The 21,002-nt window shown below is 48.7% G+C and carries 23 protein-coding genes; 12 read left to right on the top strand and 11 right to left on the bottom strand.

What is annotated here, in order from left to right:
* Positions 1 to 9: 9 nt before the first annotated feature.
* Entirely contained in the window at positions 10 to 459 is a 450-nt protein-coding gene (locus OKS35_RS10340) for an OsmC family protein (RefSeq protein ID WP_074035459.1), read from the top strand.
* Positions 460 to 521: 62 nt separating this feature from the next.
* Entirely contained in the window at positions 522 to 965 is a 444-nt protein-coding gene (locus tag OKS35_RS10335; RefSeq protein ID WP_264093009.1) for a GNAT family N-acetyltransferase, read from the top strand.
* On the opposite strand, the gene OKS35_RS10330 is transcribed toward OKS35_RS10335, so the two are convergent.
* Positions 962 to 1,408: a DUF4385 domain-containing protein gene (locus OKS35_RS10330; protein WP_074035462.1), complete on the bottom strand. Its 447-nt coding sequence runs from the start codon at positions 1,406 to 1,408 to the stop codon at positions 962 to 964. The genes OKS35_RS10335 and OKS35_RS10330 overlap by 4 nt on opposite strands.
* Positions 1,409 to 1,482: 74 nt before the next feature.
* Between OKS35_RS10330 and OKS35_RS10325 the strand changes: the two genes are divergently transcribed.
* The 7 genes from OKS35_RS10325 (at position 1,483) to rbsB (ending at position 7,779) form a co-directional block, all read left to right on the top strand.
* Entirely contained in the window at positions 1,483 to 2,025 is a 543-nt protein-coding gene (locus tag OKS35_RS10325) for a GNAT family N-acetyltransferase (protein WP_074035463.1), read from the top strand.
* Positions 2,026 to 2,132: 107 nt separating this feature from the next.
* Positions 2,133 to 3,110: a LacI family DNA-binding transcriptional regulator gene (locus tag OKS35_RS10320; RefSeq protein ID WP_159563088.1), complete on the top strand. Its 978-nt coding sequence runs from the start codon at positions 2,133 to 2,135 to the stop codon at positions 3,108 to 3,110.
* 3 nt (positions 3,111 to 3,113) lie between these two features.
* Complete coding sequence (gene rbsK, locus OKS35_RS10315) at positions 3,114 to 3,998, top strand: ribokinase (protein ID WP_074035466.1); 885 nt, start codon at positions 3,114 to 3,116, stop codon at positions 3,996 to 3,998.
* Positions 3,998 to 4,387 carry a D-ribose pyranase gene (rbsD, locus tag OKS35_RS10310; protein ID WP_012727563.1) on the top strand — a complete coding sequence of 130 codons (390 nt, stop codon included), beginning with the start codon at positions 3,998 to 4,000 and terminating at the stop codon, positions 4,385 to 4,387. The genes rbsK and rbsD overlap by 1 nt, the downstream gene beginning before the upstream one ends.
* Before the next feature lie 11 nt (positions 4,388 to 4,398).
* Positions 4,399 to 5,877 carry a sugar ABC transporter ATP-binding protein gene (locus OKS35_RS10305; protein WP_214690373.1) on the top strand — a complete coding sequence of 493 codons (1,479 nt, stop codon included), beginning with the start codon at positions 4,399 to 4,401 and terminating at the stop codon, positions 5,875 to 5,877.
* A gap of 1 nt (position 5,878) precedes the next feature.
* Positions 5,879 to 6,844, top strand: a complete 966-nt coding sequence (locus OKS35_RS10300; RefSeq protein WP_159563085.1) for an ABC transporter permease subunit — start codon at positions 5,879 to 5,881, stop codon at positions 6,842 to 6,844.
* A 23-nt stretch (positions 6,845 to 6,867) separates the two neighbouring features.
* A complete protein-coding gene (gene rbsB, locus OKS35_RS10295; RefSeq protein WP_031421977.1) occupies positions 6,868 to 7,779 on the top strand; it encodes a ribose ABC transporter substrate-binding protein RbsB in 912 nt (303 codons plus the stop codon).
* Between the two features lie 54 nt (positions 7,780 to 7,833).
* Here the strand turns inward: rbsB and OKS35_RS10290 are convergent, their stop codons facing one another.
* The 5 genes from OKS35_RS10290 to OKS35_RS10270 all read right to left on the bottom strand — a co-directional run bounded on the left by OKS35_RS10290 (position 7,834) and on the right by OKS35_RS10270 (position 13,681).
* Positions 7,834 to 9,162 carry a sugar phosphate nucleotidyltransferase gene (locus OKS35_RS10290; RefSeq protein ID WP_264093007.1) on the bottom strand — a complete coding sequence of 443 codons (1,329 nt, stop codon included), beginning with the start codon at positions 9,160 to 9,162 and terminating at the stop codon, positions 7,834 to 7,836.
* Between the two features lie 99 nt (positions 9,163 to 9,261).
* Positions 9,262 to 9,885 (bottom strand): arylformamidase, encoded by a 624-nt coding sequence (gene kynB / locus OKS35_RS10285; protein WP_215243581.1) that lies wholly within the window; start codon positions 9,883 to 9,885, stop codon positions 9,262 to 9,264.
* Between the two features lie 15 nt (positions 9,886 to 9,900).
* The gene (gene kynA, locus OKS35_RS10280) at positions 9,901 to 10,740 is read right to left on the bottom strand and encodes a tryptophan 2,3-dioxygenase (protein WP_196431377.1); all 840 of its coding nucleotides are present in this window, start codon (positions 10,738 to 10,740) and stop codon (positions 9,901 to 9,903) included.
* A 12-nt stretch (positions 10,741 to 10,752) separates the two neighbouring features.
* The gene (gene kynU / locus OKS35_RS10275) at positions 10,753 to 12,027 is read right to left on the bottom strand and encodes a kynureninase (RefSeq protein WP_215243582.1); all 1,275 of its coding nucleotides are present in this window, start codon (positions 12,025 to 12,027) and stop codon (positions 10,753 to 10,755) included.
* Positions 12,028 to 12,166: 139 nt separating this feature from the next.
* Positions 12,167 to 13,681 (bottom strand): glycine betaine uptake BCCT transporter, encoded by a 1,515-nt coding sequence (locus OKS35_RS10270; protein ID WP_264093006.1) that lies wholly within the window; start codon positions 13,679 to 13,681, stop codon positions 12,167 to 12,169.
* Between the two features lie 132 nt (positions 13,682 to 13,813).
* On the opposite strand from OKS35_RS10270, the gene OKS35_RS10265 reads away from it, so the two are divergent.
* Together OKS35_RS10265 and OKS35_RS10260 are read left to right on the top strand one after the other, a co-directional pair.
* The gene (locus OKS35_RS10265) at positions 13,814 to 14,662 is read left to right on the top strand and encodes a Cof-type HAD-IIB family hydrolase (protein ID WP_074035475.1); all 849 of its coding nucleotides are present in this window, start codon (positions 13,814 to 13,816) and stop codon (positions 14,660 to 14,662) included.
* Positions 14,663 to 15,231: 569 nt separating this feature from the next.
* A complete protein-coding gene (locus tag OKS35_RS10260; RefSeq protein WP_167365511.1) occupies positions 15,232 to 15,396 on the top strand; it encodes a hypothetical protein in 165 nt (54 codons plus the stop codon).
* Positions 15,397 to 15,421: 25 nt separating this feature from the next.
* Here the strand turns inward: OKS35_RS10260 and abc-f are convergent, their stop codons facing one another.
* On the bottom strand, positions 15,422 to 17,266 hold the full coding sequence (abc-f, locus tag OKS35_RS10255; RefSeq protein ID WP_264093005.1) for a ribosomal protection-like ABC-F family protein: 1,845 nt from the start codon (positions 17,264 to 17,266) through the stop codon (positions 15,422 to 15,424).
* A gap of 328 nt (positions 17,267 to 17,594) precedes the next feature.
* On the opposite strand from abc-f, the gene OKS35_RS10250 reads away from it, so the two are divergent.
* A complete protein-coding gene (locus OKS35_RS10250; protein ID WP_264093004.1) occupies positions 17,595 to 18,494 on the top strand; it encodes a DMT family transporter in 900 nt (299 codons plus the stop codon).
* A gap of 43 nt (positions 18,495 to 18,537) precedes the next feature.
* Here OKS35_RS10250 and OKS35_RS10245 read toward each other — a convergent pair whose 3' ends face one another.
* From OKS35_RS10245 to OKS35_RS10230, 4 genes are all read right to left on the bottom strand, one after another.
* Positions 18,538 to 18,729, bottom strand: a complete 192-nt coding sequence (locus OKS35_RS10245; RefSeq protein ID WP_264093003.1) for a hypothetical protein — start codon at positions 18,727 to 18,729, stop codon at positions 18,538 to 18,540.
* A 13-nt stretch (positions 18,730 to 18,742) separates the two neighbouring features.
* Positions 18,743 to 19,648, bottom strand: coding sequence for a Gfo/Idh/MocA family protein (locus tag OKS35_RS10240; RefSeq protein ID WP_264093002.1), 906 nt, complete (start codon positions 19,646 to 19,648; stop codon positions 18,743 to 18,745).
* 63 nt (positions 19,649 to 19,711) lie between these two features.
* Positions 19,712 to 20,437, bottom strand: a complete 726-nt coding sequence (locus OKS35_RS10235; RefSeq protein ID WP_214736433.1) for an anti-sigma factor domain-containing protein — start codon at positions 20,435 to 20,437, stop codon at positions 19,712 to 19,714.
* Positions 20,434 to 20,994, bottom strand: a complete 561-nt coding sequence (locus tag OKS35_RS10230; protein WP_211782130.1) for an RNA polymerase sigma factor — start codon at positions 20,992 to 20,994, stop codon at positions 20,434 to 20,436. The genes OKS35_RS10235 and OKS35_RS10230 overlap by 4 nt, the downstream gene beginning before the upstream one ends.
* Positions 20,995 to 21,002: the final 8 nt, after the last annotated feature.

The following is a 21,002-nucleotide window of genomic DNA, read 5'->3' as shown; positions in this document are numbered from 1 at the left end:
GGATGCAACATGTCAGAAAGACCATTAGTAACGATGCGCGCCGAAGGAGAAGCCGGAGGCGTTAAGACGACTGTGCGTGTAGGCGATCACACCCCATTTATCGTGGATGAGCCAGAACGACTCGGTGGGACGAACAAGGGACCGAATCCACTCGAGTATCTTCTCGGTGCCCAGTCGTCCTGTACGACCATCATGATTGCCTATGCCGCCCAGGATTTGAACTTTGAGTATGAAGGGGTCGAGTTTGTAACAGAAGGGACGCTCGATCCTCGAGGATTCCAAGGGATGGAAGGTGTCCGAACTTACTTTGAGTCGACACATATGAAAATCGTATTGGATACGACCGAATCGGATGAGCGAATCGAAGCATTAAGGAAGGCTGTCGAGGCACGTTGTCCAATTCATAATCTCATGCATGCAGCAGACGTAGCGATGACGGCAGAATGGACTCGAAAATAAGGATGAGGGCAACCTCATCTTTTTTACATAGAAATCGTGAAAAGAGTACGGAGGGGAGACGAATGCATCACCGACCGATGACGTGTGAATGGGCATGTCAAATTCAAGAATGGACCTATGAAGCTCCTTATGACTTCTATAATCAATCGCCTTCTGAAGAGGGAATCGCCGAGTTGATGACGTATCAGGTGATTGTAGAGGAGCATGAGCTGATTGGATTTTATTGCATCGGTTCCCCGGCTCAAGTGCCCAATTCGACATATCCGTATTGTTTAGAATTTACGGATATCGGGTTGGGGATGCGACCCGATATGACGGGGAAAGGACATGGCCGATTGTTTGTGACGTACGTCATGGAGAGAGCGATGGAACGGGGCAAACCGCTTCGTTTGACCGTCGCCGCTTTTAACGAACGAGCGATTCATCTATACGATACGGTCGGATTTCGCACCATCACATCATTCGAGCGGAATGGTACCCCGTTTAAAGTGATGGTGCGCGATTAACCATATTGTTTTTGATGTGCCTTTTTACGTCGTAAATAATCCTCATCGGCACGAAGTTGATCCCAATACGTTTTGAAGATGCGAGCAGACTCTGCCTTCTCTTCGTCGATTTCGCGCTCATGGAGGTCACCGTCTTCTTTATATTTACGACCGCCTTTATAATTGGCATAGCGTCGGGCCCGCGTGTAGCCCATTTGGATGAACTTTCGGGCCATGTCCATCCCGACGAAATCGTCATTCGCGCGATACGCTTCAAACAATTCCATAATTTCTTCAGCAGATTGCTTCGCAATCTCGGGCGTCTTGAATCGCCAATGTGGCAAAATCTCACTTTTATACGGTTCGACGAGTAGTACGCCTTGTTCGCCACGCCCGACCCGATACAATTCGGGTTGTTGTCGGAAGTCGATTTCATCGAAGTTTAAGTCATAATCAAATGGCATGTTCATTCCTCCTCGCCTAACGTTTCCCATTAGGTCGGTGGAGGAAACAACTTGAAGGAAAAGGACGGGTTGATATGATCACTCTAGAGACAGAACGATTGATTTTACGGGCATTTACGTTAAAAGACGCAGAAGATATGTATCATTATGCAAAAGATGAACGAGTCGGACCGATGGCTGGTTGGGCACCCCATGAATCGATTGAAGAAACAAGGGACGTCATTCAACTGTTTATCGAGGAAGCAGATGTATGGGCCATCGTCTTGAAAGAGACTGGGCAAGTAATCGGTAGCATCGGGTTACACGACCGAAGGCCAGACCCTTCGATTCAACATGAGGCACAGCGTGAGATTGGTTATGTGCTCAGTCCAGACAATTGGGGGAATGGTTACGCGCCGGAAGCCGTTCAGGCGATGATTCGATTTGGGTTCGAAGCGTTAGGGTTAGAGCGGATTTGGTGCGGCTACTTCAGCTTCAATGACCAATCGCGACGCGTCGTTGAAAAGTCTGGATTCACTTATGCGTTTACAAAACAACAGGAATTGACCCGGCTCGATGGACGAACGGTAGAATGTCTCGTCTATGTTCAACTAAATCCTACGTTCTCTACACATTGAAGCACGATTTCAATGTGTTTTTTCATGAAATCATAAAAATCTCTTGATATGTAACCGGTTACACATTAAGATGGTTTTGTAAGCGTTTCCAGAACGGAGGATGTCAAATGGCGACCATCAAACAAGTAGCAAAACATGCGAACGTCTCAGTGGCGACCGTATCACGCGTTATGAATAAAAGCGGATATGTGAGCGAAGAGGCGAAAGAAGCGGTCGAAAAGGCGATTGCGGAACTGAATTACGCGCCGAACCGAGTTGCTCGTTCGCTCTATAAAAAATCGTCGAATTTGATTGGACTCATCATGCCAGATATCACGAACCCGTTCTTTCCACAGCTGGCTCGGGCGATTGAGGATGTCGCCAATCAACATGGGTATCAAGTCGTCTTATGTAACACGGATGAACAACTTGAAAAAGAACAGACGTATTTAGTCGCCTTGCAAACGATGCACGTCGATGGCCTGATTATTACAACAAATCATTCGCACAATCCGAATTATGAGACGTTGGATTTACCGATGGTCGCACTAGACCGAATCGTAAAAGCGGGGATCGACGCCGTTGTATCAGATGGATATGAGGGTGGAAAGTTGGCGGCCGACACGCTGTTACAACGTGGTGCGACACGACTGGCACACATTGCCGGACCGGATCATCTCAAAACGGTCAAACGCCGAACCGAAGGATTTGTCGAAGTAGCGGGAGAGAAGCTCGTCGGGATGACCGAGTCCACGTTCACGTTCAAAGACGCCTTGAAAGCGTCCCAAGAGCTGTTCGACCATGCTTGGCCATTCGATGGCATTTTCGCAGCGAACGATGTGATTGCAGCCGCCGTATTACAGGAAGCAGTCCGTCGAGACATTCGTGTCCCAGAAGAGCTACAGGTCATCGGATATGACGGGATCGAATTAGGCGAGATGACGTCTCCGCCGCTGACGACCATCGTCCAGCCTATCTATGAGATGGGGCGAGTGGCGACAGAACGATTGCTCGATTTGATTGAGAAAAAAGACACGCGACCGAAAGAGATGTTATTACCGGTCACGTTACTTGAAAGACACACGACAAAGCGGAAGGAGAGATAAAGAATGAAACGCATTGTTGTCATTGGCAGTATATCGATGGATCTTGTCGTCACATCCGACAAACGGCCACAAGCCGGAGAAACGGTCATCGGTGAGTCGTTCCGCACCGTTCCAGGGGGAAAAGGTGCGAACCAAGCGGTCGCTGCCTCCAAATTAGGCGGCACTGTTCAGATGGTCGGTTGCGTGGGAAGTGATCCGTTCGGTCAACAGGTTGTTGAAAACTTCAAACGACACGATGTCGATGTCACGCATGTTCAGATCATACCGGAGGAAGTGACGGGTACGGCCCATATCGTAGTAGCAGAAGGGGATAATTCGATTGTCGTCGTCCAATCGGCGAACAAACGAGTCGTTTTCACGGATGAGGAGCTCGAACATTTTCTCGACGAGCAGGCGTTCGTGCTCCTGCAACTCGAAATTCCAATCGAGACGGTAAAACAAGTGACCGCTTACTGTAAAGAGAAAGGGATTCCGGTGCTACTCAATCCGGCACCGTCTCAACCGCTTCCACCAGAAGTGATTGAGGACGTCACGTATTTAACGCCGAACGAACATGAATGCCGTGACTTATTCAACGGAATGTCCGTAGATGATGTTCTCAAACGTTATCCGAACAAGTTACTCGTCACGGAAGGCGTCCATGGCGTTCGATTCCATGACGGACGAGACGTCCGTCATGTGCCAGCCATCCGAGCAAACGTCGTCGACACAACGGGAGCAGGTGACACGTTCAACGGTGCACTTGCTGTCTCCCTCATCGAACAAGACGATTTGGAGACGGCCGTACGGTTTGCCGTAGTCGCATCCGGCATGAGTGTCGAAGGCTTCGGTGCACAAGGTGGTATGCCGACACGACAAGATGTACAACAACGATTGGAGCGCGTGTGATGAAAAAACAAGGAATTTTGAATAGTCATTTAGCAAAAATCTTTGCCGACCTCGGGCATACGGATCGCGTCGTCATCGCCGATTGTGGGCTACCGATTCCAGACGGGGTCAAGCGGGTCGATCTTAGTCTCCGCATCGGGGAACCTTCCTTTCTTGAGGTGCTCGATGTCGTCGAATCAGATTTGGTCGTAGAGCGCATCACGATTGCTGAGGAAATCCTCACACACAACTCGACGATTGCGGATTCACTGAAAGAACGGTACACGAGCATCGACATGTGTTCGCATGAAGACTTCAAACGGGAGGTCGCAAAAGCGAAAGTGGTCATTCGAACTGGGGAAGCGACACCTTACGCAAACGTCATCTTACATGCCGGGGTCATTTTTTAAGGGGGGATTCGATGCATATTCAGTTGAAAGGCATCCATAAGTCGTTCGGGCCAGTCTCCGTCTTAAAAGGAGTCGATTTCGAACTGTTGCCTGGAGAGATTCATGCCCTTATGGGCGAGAACGGGGCCGGGAAGTCGACATTGATGAAGGTGATGACCGGTCTGTATGCACAGGATGAAGGCGAGATTCTCATCGACGGCGCGAAACGTCAATTCAAGCACCCAAAAGAAGCGGAGCAAGAAGGCATCGCCTTCATCCATCAGGAGCTCAATATCTTACCGGAGATGACGGTGACAGAAAATCTGTTTTTAGGTCGAGAACTGACGGGACCGTTCGGGATGGTCAAACAGCAGGAAATGACCAGACGTGCCCGAGAATACTTGGCTGAATTGAACGTGTTCATGGATGTCGATGAAGTGGCGCGCAATTTGTCGGTCGGTCAGCAACAGATGATTGAGATTGCCAAGGCGCTCATGACGGATGCGAAGGTCATCGTCATGGATGAACCGACGGCCGCCTTGACGGATCGTGAAATCCAGGCACTCTTCGCAGTGTCACGGGCCTTACGTGATCAAGGTGTGTCCATCATCTATATCTCACACCGAATGGAAGAAATTTTTGACTTATGTGATCGGATCACGGTACTTCGGGATGGACAATCCATTTCGACTCGCATGATTCAAGACACCTCATTTGAGGAAACGGTGCGCGATATGGTCGGTCGTGAGATTGGAGAACGCTATCCGACGCGTACCGCTACACTTGGGGACGTCGTGATCGAGGTTGATGATTTAATAGGTAACCGGTTCCACAACGTATCGTTCAACGTTCGTGCCGGAGAAATCGTTGGGTTTTCTGGATTGATGGGAGCGGGGCGTACCGAGGTGATGCGTGCGCTATTCGGAGCAGACACCCACAAAGGGGGAGTCATTAAACTGAATGGGAAACCGATTCGAATCAAGACCCCAGCCGACGCCATCAAGCACGGTATCGCGTTTTTGACAGAGGACCGAAAAGGAGAGGGCTTACTCCTCGATTTCTCGCTAAGAGAAAACCTGTCGCTACCGACACTTGATAAACGAGCAAAAGGATCGGTCATCTCGAAGCAACAGGAGGAGACGTTCGCCGAGACATACTTACAAAAATTGCGGGTCAAACATCATTCGATGGAACAAAAAGTGAAGTCGCTGTCTGGTGGGAATCAACAGAAGGTTGTGCTCGGTAAATGGTTAGGTGTCGAACCGGACGTCTTGATTTTGGATGAACCAACCCGAGGCGTCGACGTCGGTGCTAAGAAAGAGATTTACAATATCATGAGTGATCTCGCGGAATCAGGTGTCGCCATCATCATGGTCTCTTCTGATTTACCGGAAGTGCTTGGGATGAGTGATCGGATCGTCGTCATGCGGGAAGGTGTCGTAACCGGAACGCTCACGAAAGAAGAGGCGACACAAGAAAAAGTAATGACGTATGCGACAGGAGGGCAATGATATGGAATTGAAAGCAACAACTTCGCTGAAGCGCCCGGGTCGACTCGGATGGGGACAAAAATTAGGACCGCTGTTCGGTCTACTCGTCATCGTCGTCGTCGTGACGGCGCTCGAACCAGGATTTTTATCATTAAATAATATCTTTAACGTACTCCGCCAAGTGTCGATCAATGCCTTGATTGCCTTCGGGATGACGTTTGTCATCTTGACAGGGGGCATCGATTTATCGGTCGGTTCGATTTTGGCGCTCGCTTCTGCACTGGTGGCAGGCATGATGGTGGACGGTCAACATGCGGTTATGGCCGTTGCACTCGGCTTGATTGCAGGTGCCGTTCTCGGAGCGTTCAACGGGGCGGTCATCACGTACGGAAAAGTGGCACCGTTCATCGCGACATTGGCTACGATGACCATTTATCGGGGATTGACGCTCGTCTATACGGACGGAAGACCGATTACAGGTCTCGGGAATTCCGGTTGGTTTGAGATGCTCGGACGTGGTTATTTCTGGATCATTCCGGTGCCGGCATTGACGATGCTACTCGCATTCGGTGTCCTTTACTTCATCTTGAAGAAGACGACATTTGGTCGTCATACGTATGCGATTGGTGGGAATGAAGAAGCGGCTAAATTGATGGGGATTGGCGTCAATAAAGTCAAAATCATGATTTATTCGCTATCCGGTATGCTTGCGGCACTCGCTGGCATCATCTTGACGTCACGTCTCAATTCCGCACAACCTACAGCAGGAACGTCGTATGAACTCGATGCCATCGCAGCGGTCGTTCTCGGGGGAACGAGTCTTGCGGGTGGTCGCGGCTGGATTGTCGGGACGTTGATTGGGGCGTTGATCATCGGAACATTAAATAACGGATTGAACCTTCTTGGCGTATCATCATTCTTCCAACTCGTCGTAAAAGGTGCAGTTATATTGTTTGCAGTATTGCTTGATCGTCGACAAAACGCGTAACACGCGAAAGGGGAAAACGGAACATGAAAAAATGGACAGCTTGGCTACTCGCACTGACAATGGTACTGATGGCAGCTTGCTCGACTGAACAACCGGGGTCATCGTCTGAAACGGAAACGAAAGATGGCGATTATGAAATCGGCTTATCGATCTCAACATTGAATAACCCGTTCTTCGTCGCACTGAAAGAAGGCGCAGAAGAACAGGCGAACGAAATGGATGCGACGTTGACGGTAGCGGATGCGCAAAACGACGCGGCGAAGCAAGTGAATGACGTCGAAGATATGATTCAAAAGGGGATGGATTTGATTCTCATCAACCCGACAGATTCAGAAGCAGTCGGCGCGGCGGTACAAGCAGCGAACGATGCAGGCATTCCCGTCATCACGGTAGACCGTAACGCTGAAACAGGGGACGTCGTCGCCCACGTGGCATCAGATAACGTCGCAGGTGGACAGTTGGCGGGTGACTACATGGTCGAACTCGTAGGCGAAGGGCAAAAAGTCGTCGAGCTCGAGGGGATTCCAGGAGCGTCTGCGACACGTGACCGCGGACAAGGATTCAACGAAGCCATCGATGGGAAATTGGAAGTCGTGGCAAAACAATCGGCAAACTTTGACCGTGCAGAAGGATTGACGGTCATGGAGAACATCTTACAGGACAATAAAGACATCGTCGCTGTATTCGCACATAACGATGAGATGGCACTCGGGGCCGTTCAAGCACTCGAAGCGGCTGGAATGAGTGACGTGAAGGTCATCGGATTCGATGCGACAGACGATGCCGTCAAAGCGGTCGAAGGTGGGACGATGGCAGCAACGGTTGCCCAAAAACCAGCTGAGATTGGGAAGTTGGGTGTAGAAGCGGCAATCAACCACCTGAAAGGTGAAACAGTAGAGGAAAACATTCCGGTCGAACTCGAATTAATCAAATAAGTAAGAAGAAACCTCACGATGCCTTGATTTCGGGTAGAGCTCGTGAGGTCATTTTTATTTATATGGGGAAATGAGAAATTGTGTATCGTTGTTCATATATTTTAAAGAGTACTGCACTTCTATTAAAATGACGGTTTCGCTTGCTTTTAACATATGTGCTTTTCCGCGTTGAATTGAGATGGCATTGGTCGGTCTTACCTCAAATGATTCTCCATCAATCGTCACGATTGCTGTGCCTTGGAGAATCGTCCAAATTGTATCGGTCTCTTCATGATAATGGTAACTGAGTTCTTTCCCTGCTTGAACGAGCATGCGACGTGTCACACTGTGATGCCCATCGGCGAGTGTCTCATGATGGATGACTTCCGACTGCCCCCATCGCTTCCATTTGAATTTTGGATAGTCGTCGGATGAGGCGAGATAATCTTTCAGCTGCGGGGTCGCCTCTTTCTTCGAGACGAGAATTCCATCCGCGTTGACGGCGACGACAAGGTCTTCTAGCCCAATCCCAATCAAAGGAAGGTTCAATTCATTGATCACATGCGTGTTCGTCGATTCGAACAGTTCGACTTGACCGTGAGTTGTGGACGTCATTTCTTCAGTCAATGTGTTCCATGTTCCTAAGTCTTTCCAATCGCCATCGTAGCGGTGAACGAATACCGACTCTGCATGTTCGACAACGGCATAGTCAAACGAAGTCTTTTCTAATTCGTCATAGCGTGAAGTGAGGTCTGAATAAGTTGTCGGTAAGTTTCGTTCTGCTAGTTCATCAAGTAACAGATGTAACTTGCAAGCAAAGATTCCACAGTTCCAAAGGGCACCTTGTCCAATCAACTGTTCTGCTACATCGACGGTCGGTTTTTCCTGAAATAGGCGAACCGAGGACATTTGGGCCGTCTCGTCTGGAACGATATATCCGTATTTTGATGTCGGATGAAGGGGTGTGACCCCAATTAGATGCAAAGCATCATCGTTCGCTTGGACTGCTTCATCGACTTGAGGGAAATATTCAAAGAAGCGGAGGTCGACGTAAGCATCGACCGGCATCACAAGTACCGTTTCATCCAGAGGCACATGTTGCTCGTTTAAATAGCTTGCCCCGAGAACGATAGCGGGAAATGTATCACGACGAGTTGGTTCGGAAATGATATTAGTATCTGTACCAACTTGATGAATGACACAATCTTTTTGCTGAACATTTGTGATAATGAAAGCGTTAGTGTCTAAATCTTGTGTTTTTAGTTGATTATAAACTCTTTCAAGCATTGATTGTTTCGTTCCATCTCTGCTAGGCAATAAACGAATGAATTGTTTGGCATTCGAATTGTTCGAAAGTGGCCATAGTCTTTTTCCATCACCGCCAGATAATAATAGAATCTTCATCGAATGTCCTCTCTTCAAATAGAGTTTCTCATCTATTTCGCCAAACGTCGGACTATCCCTGTCTAATCAAAAAAGAGACAGCCGATTCCGGCTATCTCTTTACAATATAGGGCGAAGCAATGCGCGAACGGGACTTCCATCCCCTTCGACGATTGGGAGAGGGACGGCATTCAAATCGTAATCTCCCGGTAAGATATTGTCTAAAACGAGTCCTTCTAGGATATGCACACCATTTCGTGCTAACGCGTGATGGCCGCTCATCTCTTTACTGTCAATCGCATCAACGGACGGTAAGTCGAGTCCGATCAAGAAGATTCCGAGTTCTCCGAGACGATCGGCAAGAGCGGGTGTCAGTTCAGGAATCGTCTCTGGGAAGACGCTCTTATCGGACCAACCATCCGTTTTTAAGATGAGGCGTTCCACCCCAGTCAAATCGTGTCCATCCAAATCAGATGCTTCAATCTTTGCCTTATGCGGTAGATGAATCACACGGGCTGGTCCGATATATACGGACGGATTGAGGTCGATCACGCGCTTCCCATGGTCGTCAAAATGAAACGGTGCATCGATGTGGGTCCCGAGATGTAAACTCAATGTCATCTTCCCGACATTGACCGAACCACTCTCTGCCATCGGCCACGAGATTTCATATGAAAATTTTGTATCTCCCGGCCATGTCGCAACATCGGCATGAAGTGGCTGTGATACATCAATCCAAGTCATTTTGTTCAGCTCCTCTTATAGTGATGTCCGGACCGTCCACAGTTCTGGGAAGAAGCGATGATCGAGCACGCGACGTAAGTAGTTCACGCCAGACGAACCACCTGTCCCCATCTTCTGTCCGATAATGCGTTCCACGGTGCTCATATGGTTAAAGCGCCACATCTGTTGCTGACTCCCGATATCGAGTAGCTTTTCACCGAGCTCATATAAGTCCCAATACGTGTCGACGTCTCGATAGACTTCGACCCATGCCTTCTCGACACTTTCATTCCATTCCCAATCCTGGGTGACATCACGTTCGAGCACGCTCGCATCAATCGATAGACCCCGACGATGCATTTCGCGGACGGTCACATCGTAAATACTAGGAGCTTGTAGCGAGCCTTCGAGCAATGGATACAGTTTTTTATCGTGCGCGTAAACACTGAGCGTCCGTGCGTTTTTGAAGCCGAGCGCGAATTCGATTTGTCGGTTCTGGTAAGATTGAAAACCAGAGGACGAGCCGAGTTGGTCTCTGAACTCTAAATACTCGGCCGGCGTCAACGTCGCGAGAACGCCCCATGACTGGATGAGTTGTTGCTGAATCTTCGAGACGCGGGCGAGCATCTTGAACGAACGTTCGAGTTCGCCGTTCGTGATGGCCGTCGTGGCTGCTGTCAATTCATGCAAAATGAGTTTCATCCACAACTCGCTCGTCTGGTGGATGATGATGAACAGCATCTCATCATGATGGTCAGAAAGGCGATGTTGACTTGATAAAATCGGGTCGAGTTGGAGATAGTCCCCGTACGACATGTCTTTTGAGAAATCCGTTTGAATCGATTTTTCTACTTTATGTTCTGTGCGTTCACTCATGACAGTTCCCCCTTATGCGACCACTTCGCGGACGTTCTCGAACGCCTCATATTCTTTGTCGTCCATGATTTTCTTCAACGTCAAGATCACGTGATATACGTCGGTAAACGTATTATATAGTGCGACCGGTGCGAGACGGATGATATTCGGTGCGCGGAAGTCAGGGATGATGTGATGTTTCTTCAACGCTTTACAGATGCGTGCCGCTTCGGGATGCTCGAGGCTCAAATGAGCGCCGCGCTGTCGTGTGTCAGTCGGGCTACCGATGAAGAATCCGTGAGGTGCGAGCATCTCTTCGATCAAATCCATCATATACGTCGTGAGCGCGAGTGATTTTTGACGAATCGCTTCCATCCCGACCTCGTTGAACATCTCAAGCGCGCCAAGTTGAGGAGCAAGACTCATAACGTGTGGTGTTCCGATTTGGAACGCACCGGCATGTTCGGCCGGTGTCATCGTATGGTCCATATCGAACTGTTTATCTTTGCGCGAACCGAACCATCCGGCGAGTCCAGGTGTCGTGCCGAAGTGACGTTCATGAACGAATAAGCCCCCGACCGTTCCCGGACCCCCGTTCAAATGTTTATAGTTGCACCAGTATGCGAAGTCGACACCCCAGTCGTGGAAGTCATGAGGGATGGCGCCGACGGAGTGACAGGCATCGAAGCCGATCAAAATTCCACGCTCGTGTGCCGCTTTCGTTAGACGAGCCATATCTAAAATCTGACCACTCCGATAGAGGACGGTCGGTAATACGATGAGGGCGATTTCGTCAGTCATCGCGGCAATCAAGTCGTCTTCTGCTAAGAAGCGCCCATCTGGACTGTTGACTTGGACGAGGTGCTCTGATGGGTCGAGTCCACGAAGTTCGAGCTGACTCTTCAAGGCGTAAATATCAGACGGGAACGTGAGGGCGTCTGCCAAAATCTTCGTTCGTTTGCCTTCTGGTTTGAAAAACGAAGCGACAAGTTGATGCAAGTTCACGGTCGTCGAACCGGTGACCATTACTTCTTCCGACTTTCCACCGATGAGCGGCGCGTTCAATGCAGCCAGCTCTTCGGACAAGTTGAACCAAGGATGGCGACCGGACATCCAACCATCGATCCCGAGCTCTCTCCAGTCCGCGAGCGATTCAAGGAGCGTACGCTCGGCTCGTTTCGATAAGAGCCCGAGTGAATTCCCATCCATATAAATCCCGTCTTCCGGTAAGTAAAATTCTTCCCGATATGATGCGAGCGGGTCTTGTTTGTCCAGTTGTTGTGCGTAAGCACGTGTGAAATCGTTCATCTCCCCATATTCCCCCTTTAAAGCTTATACGTTGTCAAAATCGTAGCAATCGGACATAAGGAAGTCAACAAACAACGAGATGTCGGCGAGTCAAACTAAAAAACGCTCAAGGATCTTCCCGAGCGTTTAAAAATACAGCTTATTTTATTTTTCGTACGTTCTCTTGTCGGAGTAACTTAAATAATGTGAACACCATCAGCAGAAGAATAATCGCGAAGGGCAAGGCGGAAATCAACGACGCAGTTTGAAGTCCTTCTAAGCCACTCGCAATCAATAAGACGGCAGCGATTCCTCCTAACAGAACCCCCCAGGCGATTCGAACGTGGAGGGGTGGATTCAAGCTACCATTCGTCGTCATACTACTGATAATGTAGGTAGCAGAATCGGCAGACGTGATCAAGAACGTCAAAATCAAGAGAATCGACAAGACGGACAGGATGAAACTGAACGGGAGCTCGGCAAACGTCACGAACAATGCGCTCGTCACGTCAGCATTGACGGCTTCAGCGATGGAAGTCCCTTCGAATAAATCTAGATGTAGGGCAGTGCCCCCGAATACGGCAATCCAAAGGAGCGCGATGAACGGAGGAACGATGAGGACACCGACGATGAATTCACGAATGGTACGGCCTCGTGAGACACGTGCGACGAACGCTCCGACAAATGGGGACCAGGCGATGGCCCATGCCCAATAAAAGATTGTCCAATCCCGGACCCACGTCCCCTGTTGATACGGTTGTAGACGAAGACTATAGCGAATGAAATTTTGTAAGTAGTCACCTAGACCGAGCGTCAAGGTTTCTAAAATGAAAATGGTAGGACCGGCAAAGAAGACGAAGACCATCAACACGAGTGCGGTACCTAAGTTGATGTTACTCAACCACTTGATGCCACGATCGAGCCCTGTCGTCGTCGATGTTAAAAAGAGAGCGGTCAAGACGACGATGATGGCGACTTGCATCCAAGCGGTGTTCGGGAGCCCGAACACGCTGTTCAGTCCGCCATTGATTTGAAGAACACCTAAACCAAGCGACGTCGCGACACCCATGACGGTGGCAATGACCGCTAAAATATCAATCGTCTGGTTCAACGGTTGTTTGTACGGTCGTTCTTTTATAAGTGGTGAGAGGCTAGTCGAGATGAGCCCGTCCGCATTACGACGAAACTGGAAATAGGCGATGATCAGTCCGACAATCGCAAAGACAGACCATTGACTGACACCCCAATGGAAGAACGAATAGGCCATCGCGAGGCGTGCCCCTTCGACCGTCAATGCCTCCGTATCCGTATAAGGTGGCGTAAAGAAATGACTCATCGGCTCGGCAACACCCCAAAAGACGAGTCCAACACCGAATCCCGCGGAGAATAACATGCCGATCCAAGTAAAGAACGGATATTGAGGGCGATCGTCATCCTTCCCGAGACGGATTTTTCCGTATTTACTGAACGCTAAAAAGACTAAAAAGAGCACAAACAAGAATACGGAAAGTAAATAGAACCAACCGAACGAGCGAGTTGTAAAGTTAAAAATAGATCCTGCGATTGAAGCGAATGATGTTGGGGCAATGGCTCCGAATAGAACGAGTAAGGCGATCAAACTTGCTGAGATGTAAAAGACGCGATTCAAACGTGGCTTTTGTTTAGAATCCTTCATAGATGTCCCCTTTCAAAAAAATTATGTAGCATTAATAAACGGTTCCCTAATCTTCACATTGCAAACAGGAGACGCATTTCATCGTGTTTTGTATAGTTGAATCGGGAAAAGAACCAAAGAGGAGGGAACGATATGAAATTGATTGCGATTGATTTAGACGGGACGCTGTTATCGCGCACAGGCGTGATTACAAAGGCAAACCAGGAGGCGATTCGTCGTCGGCAAGAACAGGGTGATATCGTCACGATTTGTTCAGGACGTTCGATTCATGATATCGAGGAGCTGTTGAAGCGAAGTGACCTCGTCTGTCCGATTTTGTCAGGTAACGGAGCAATCGGGTTCTATGAGAACGAGCGAATTTACTATCATGCGATGGATCAGACAATCGTAGATGAACTGTGGGAAATCGCTGATGCGGACGATGCGTACGTTGAATTTTATACGAATGCGGGAGTGAAGGTTCTCCGTTCAGGAAGCGATTTACTGAAGCGGGAACTCGATGAGGTGTTGCCACACGATCAATCGTTCACTCGCGAGTGGGCGGAACGTGAGATTGAAATTCAAAATGAGCAATTCGGTCTGACGTATATGGATTCGATGGCAGACATCGACTTTGCACGAGATGAAGTGTACAAAGTATTTGTTTATTCGTTCGATCGCCAAAAGCTACACCGGTTGCGTAAAATCTATGAACCGCGGAACGATATTTTGATTACGACAGCAGGGTGGACGAAAATTGAAATCGGACATCCTCATGCGAGTAAAGGTGCAGCATTGAAACAGCTAGCTGAGCATTATCAGATTCCGATGCGTGATGTCGTCGCCATCGGAGACAATCTGAATGATGTGTCGATGTTCGAAGTGGCAGAAACAAGGATTGCGATGGGGAATGCTGTGGATCCGTTAAAAGATTTGAGCACGCATATTACAAAGGATGTAGAAGAGGACGGGGTCGCTTATGCGCTGACGCATTATGTATGAATTGGATTATGGAGAAGTCGTGAACGAGGATTGAATCTCACTTAAAACGGATATTGTATACATGTAACCATTCACTTTCTGAAATGAGTCGGGGAACGGGGAGGCACTTTCGTCACCTGTCGCTTATGGATGAAAGGGATGGGCAAAGTCCATATGAACGTGAATCGTGCATTCCAAACGATGATACGTCGGCCTCTGCTTGCCATCGGAGCAAGTATACCAGACAGACTGTTTGTATACGGAATTCCACATGATCCGCGTCAGAAGTGGACATCATAGGTGCCAAGTCCTCTCGTGCCCATTCGATCAAAATGTCTATGAGTCACCTATTCGATTTCATGTTTTCGAATGAAAAACAATTGGTGAACCAATGGACGATGAACGGATTGGAATGATGCGTCACGTTGGCTTGGACATCTCTAGTCGAACCAAATCATGGATGGGACGGTCAATCGAGCGAGGGCTTGGTTGGATGAAAGTCCGGGGACTAGAGAATCAAGAAAAGCGCCGAGTGAGGGCGCTTTTCTTGTGGTATCCTATTGAGTGAATGCAACCGATGGAGGGATCATATGCCAAAGCTATATTGGTTCGGAACGTTCCTTAGTGGAGTGATTCTTTTGACAACGGGAACGATGGAAGGTCTTTACCGCATACTCCCAATTGGGTTGATGGCTATCGCGGTCATCGGCTATTTCATACAGATTCGATTCGAGCAAAAGAAGCGGCGCCCTTGATTGGGTGCCGCTTCTCTATATTAGGTTATAAAGATTCGAGCAAACGTGTCATCACGTCATCGATTTCTTCTTGCAATGCATCAACTTGTCGTTGTAACGCCATCAATTCATCAAGGTCATCCAATTCATTCATCCGTTGGAGCAGTACCCGATGTTCTGTCTCTAATTGGGTTAGGTAAGTTTCCTCATCAACCGTAGATGGAGCAGGTTTCGTCTGCTTCAGCGATTTTGATTGTTTGATGTGTTCCGTTTTAGGTTCATCTTTCGATTCCTGTCCACGTTTGTCGAGGGCATAGGCGACGTTACCTTCGAAACGTGTCATCGTCCCGTCGAGCCAATACGTGATAGGGAACAGCTTATTCAAGAAGTAGCGGTCATGGGAAACCGTAACGACCGTTCCAGGGAAATGTTCGAGTGCCTCTTCAAGTGCCTCTCTCGATTCGATATCGAGGTGGTTCGTCGGCTCATCTAGGACAAGGACATTGATTTCTTCATGGACGAGGATGGCAAGCATGAGTCGCATCTTCTCCCCGCCGCTCAAATTCGTGACCGGTTTAAACACACTCGCGCCGTAAAACAGAAATTGAGCGAGAAGGTGTCTCGCTTTGCCTTCATCGACTGCGATCCGGTCCCGAAACGCCTCGATTAAGCGATGAGATTCGTCGAATGTGATGTGTTGCGATAGATAGCCGATTTTGGCTTGGTCGGCTCGCCTTACGGTTCCGGCTTGCGGGATAACTTCACCGAGCAATATTTTCAAAAGCGAAGACTTTCCACTCCCGTTCGGTCCGACGATGGCGACGCGTTCCCCGTACCCTGTGTAGAAGTGCACGTCTTCAAATAGAGGACGATCATAGATAAGTGTCATATCATATACTTCGAAGACGTCGCGCCCGGTTCGCCCGTTCGTCGTGAACTGGATATTCGGTTGCTCGGCTTCGAGTTGTGGTCGCTTGATTCGTTCAATTCGTTCGAGAGCCTTTTCCATCGATTTGGCGCGACGATAGAACTTTTCATTCGGCGGATTGCCCTCGTTGGCCCATTGCCGCAACTGCCGGATCGTTTCCTTCATTTTTTTGATTTTCTTCTGTTGCTCCGTGTAAGCGTGAAACTGGTCAAGCAACTGTTTTTCTTTTTGGGCAACGAAGTCCGTATAATTCCCAGGATAACTCGTCAATTCTCCATCCTCGCACTCGACGATTCGCGTGGCGACCGCATCTAAAAAGACCCGGTCATGGGAGACGATGAGGAGCGCTGAAGCATAATCCTGTAAATAGGATTCGAGCCATGTCATCGCTTCTAAATCTAGATGGTTCGTCGGTTCATCTAAAATGAGTAGCTCTGGTTCCTGAAGAAGCGCCAACGCGAGACCGATTTTTGTACGCTCGCCACCGCTTAGCGTATCAAACGGTTGGTCCACGAATGAGGTCAATTTGAGTCCATCAATCATTGCGCTGATTTTTGACTCGTAGACATATCCACCCGCATGTTCGAATTGTTCTTGAATGGCACCGTATGATTCGAGAAGGCGTTCGAGCTGTTCGGACGTCGCCATCTCTTGCTCGAGGGAAGACATTTTTTCACTCAGGCGAGTCACTTCCTCAAAAGCAGTATAGAGGACCTCACGACCACTGCGTCCAGGGTAGTCAGGAAGCTGCACCAAATAGCCGATAGAGAGTCGTTGTCGGCGGTAAATCGTACCGGCGTCATGCTCTTCAGAGCCGACAAGGATTCGTAATAGCGTCGTTTTGCCACTACCGTTTCGGCCGACAAGACCGACTCGTTCGTTTTCGTTCATGAATAAATTCGCATCTGTGAGAACGGCGTGCCCGCCGTATTGTTTTTGAATGTGTTGAAGATCGATCAACATAATAGGTTCCTCCTAAGGTTAGGGCCTATCAAAAAAACCGAGCGCAAAGAAGCGCTCGGTTTAGAAAGAGAGAGGCGCTTTGTCGTATATTCAGCAATGTCTAAAAAAGGACAGACGGGTCCCTTGATTAAGCGACATCGTGAAAAATCGCACGCAAAATGTACAAATGTTCAGTTGTCCAATGCGTACGTCCGACAAATTTCACCTTTCTCCCTCCTTTCATTCAATCTATATCTTGATTGTAAGCGTTTTTCATCTACCTGACAATGAAAATAGAGGGAATCGAAGCGAAGGCGTCGTATATAGTCGCCATTGAGGAGGCGAGAAAATGAGGAAAGAATGGCTAGGAGCACTCAGTTTGACCCTTGCGGCGAGTATATGGGGAGGAATGTATGTGGTCAGTAAATATGCACTCGCATATATTGAACCGTTCACGTTCGTCTGGTTACGATACGCTGTTGCATTTATGGTCTTATTCGTCGTTTGGTTTCGGTTTGGACGAGAATCGATTCGAAGGGCAGATTGGAAATGGATCGGACTTGTCGGTGTCATCGGATACGTTGCCTCGATTTCGTTTCAATTTATCGGAACGAAGCTATCGGATGCACATACCGGGTCCCTTGTGACCGCAGCGACGCCAGCTTTCATGGTGTTATTTGCCCGAATCCTATTGAAGGAACGACTGACTCCTGTCAAGATTGGAGCACTTGGATTGGCAACGGTCGGTGTTCTCATCGTGGTTGGTTGGGAAGGGGAAGGGACGTATCGAGTAGGCAGTTTCATACTTGTTCTAGCTGCCGTGACGTGGGCGCTCATGTCGATTTATGTAAAAATCGGCACACAGACGTTGTCGACCTTGACGCTCACGACATTTGCGATTGGAGTCGCCTGGTTATTGATGACGCCTTTGATGAGTATAGAGGTCATGCAAACAGGTTGGCCAAAGTTAAATGGCGTCCTTTGGCTTAGTGTTCTCTATATCGGTGTCGTATCGACGGCAGGAGCGTTTTTCTTCTGGAACAAAGGACTCGAGTTAATGGATGCGAGTGTCGGGTCACTCTTTTTCTTCTTTCAACCCTTGGTTGGCGGGACGCTCGGGTGGCTCGTTTTGAACGAAACGCTCCATCTTAACTTCTTTATCGGTGCCGGTTGTATCATGACGGCTGTGACGTGGTCGACGCTCGCGGAACGAAGAGAACAACTGCCGATTTCAAATCGTCATCTGTAATGGCAAAGCGGTCGCCCTCATTTTGGAGGGTGACCGCTTTTGATTAAAATCCATGATGGTCGAGTTTGTCTTGTTCGCGCTTCATCTCGAGTTCAAGCCGTTGGATCACGAGTTTCTCTTCTTCGATCTTCAATCGTCGTTCTTCGACACGTGCTTCTCTCGTTTTGATAATCGTATTGGCACCGACTGACGAGACGACAATCACCATAACCATGATGTAGAAAAAGAAATCCATATATAGCCCTCCTTCACTTGATTAGATTTGTGACAAGTCGTTGTGTCTCAAGGGCAACACGACCGTCTGTTGAAATCGCTGTATCATCGATGAGTGCGGAAATGAAGTGGTCAATCGCGCCCTGGAAACCACGTTGCGTGAGTGTCGTGTCCCACGACCCGAACGTTTCGACCTCATGCCGACCTTGCTTGAAACGATGTAGCGTGACCATCTCTTCGACAGACAATCGTTCGCCATCCCGGACGATCGAGACGTGCTCATGGTTCACTCCTGCTGAACGGTGCATCGATGTCGTGTGCATTCCGTGCTCATCTTGCCACACGTGGCGGGCGAATCGAAGCTCATGCTTGTCATTGACTTCGACGTGACCTGAGACGAGTGTTAGCTTATTACCAGCGAGGAAACGTAGCGTATCAATGACATGTAAGTAATCATCGAGTAAGGTGAAGGTCGCATCCTTAGGGCCGACGTCATTCTCGCGATGTTTTACCACATCAATCATGTGAGCAGAGGACTCGTTTTGTAGACGCATATACATCGGAGCGAAACGTCGATTGAACCCGACCATCAATTTACGCCCAAGACGTTCGGCTTGAATGACGAGCTGCTCCGCTTCCTCGATTGTTGCGGCGAGGGGCTTATCAACATAAACATCGACGCCGTGTTCTAATAAATACGATACGATGTCATAATGAGTTTCCGTTGAACTATGTACGAACGCTGCATCGATGGATGAGGCGAGTTCATTCAACGTGTCGAAAGAGGTCATTCGATACGTTTGGCAAATCATGTCTCGCTTAGATGTGTTCGGGGAAAAGGCACCGACTACCTCGATTCGGGGATGAATCGAAAGGATGGGTAAATACGCTTTTTGAGCGATATTTCCAAGTCCGACAATACCGATTTTTGGTTTTTGCATCCCATTCACTCCTTTGGTTCATCATAACAAAAAACCGGACAGCGGATGTGTCCGGTTCAAGAATTAAAGACTAGCACTTAAGACGATTTCACCTTGTGGCGTTTCATTGCCACGATTCGGTTCTTTTGTGACGGCGACGGTATCCCAGTCGACGTCGACTTCATCTGAGTCGAGTGTGTAGATAACCGTCCCGTTCCCTTTGTCATCGGTGACAAAAGCGCCGGTCGGAATCGGGGCACCATCTTTTAATAGCCATACTTGATATACCTCATTGGCATCGAGTGAGGCTAGACCATTCGTTTGGACGATCAGTTGTGTCGCACCGTCCTGCTCTGCAAGGTAAGCGGTCCCTTCCGATTCGCCGTCGAGTGGAATCGTTTCGGTTAACGCGATGGCAGGGGCATCAGACTGATTGGTAAGCAAATATCCATTCCCGATTAAGGAGAGGAGGAGTGCCGCTGCTAAAGCGACCATTCCCCAGACCGGTACGTTCCGTTTCTTCTTCTGTTTGAACGGTGTCGCCGGTGGAACTGATGCAGAAGTGTCGGTTGTTATGACGGGTTCATTGTCTTCTTCTTCTTCGAATACACGATCGAGGACACGTGCTTTCATGCCTCGGGGTGGCTCAGTCGGAGTAGACAAGAACGCGACGCCACCGACAAGAGCTTCAAGTTGTTCGAGCTCTTCTTGACAGTCTTTACACATTGCCAGATGTTGTTCAAATTTCATTCGTTCTTCTTCCGTTAAATGTTGGTTGAAGTAGTCAATCAATTGGTCGCATGCGTTCATTGTTCTACCTCCTTTCCGATGAATTCATGGGATAACTGTTTCCTCAGTTGCCTTAGCGCCAGTCGAATCCTTCCTTTTACCGTTCCGAGCGGGATGCCGCATGCATCAGCAATTTTTTGCTGGCTCAATCCTTGAAAATACATGAGTCGAACGACCTGCTGTTGTTCGGCTGGTAATGTGGCCATGGCTGTCTCGATTTGGGCGCGCTCTTCTTGCCACTCGACTTCTTTCTCGACGGACGGTGAGTCGGAAGGGATGGCCTCAGCGTAAGATTCATCTAATTGTAAATCCGGTTTACGCTTCCGAATTAAATCAATGGCCACATGACGGCTCATTGTGAAGAGCCAAGAACGAAATTTTCCTTTTGACTCATCGTAAACGCCTCCGCCACGCCAAAGCTTGATGAATACTTCTTGCATGGCTTCTTCGGCCAAATCACGATCTTTTGTCAGTTGTAGGACAAATGCGTATAAAATGCGTTCGTATCGATCATACAATATTTCGAGCGCTTCTTTGTCCTTTTTCCTGACACGCTCATATAACTCTAAGTCAGTCATAACATACT

Origin of the sequence: Exiguobacterium sp. N5, from assembly GCF_025842465.1 — a bacterium.
In the GTDB taxonomy this organism is placed as follows: domain Bacteria; phylum Bacillota; class Bacilli; order Exiguobacteriales; family Exiguobacteriaceae; genus Exiguobacterium; species Exiguobacterium profundum.
Note: the sequence above shows the minus strand (reverse complement) of the source record. Positions and strands in the feature narration are given on the sequence as shown.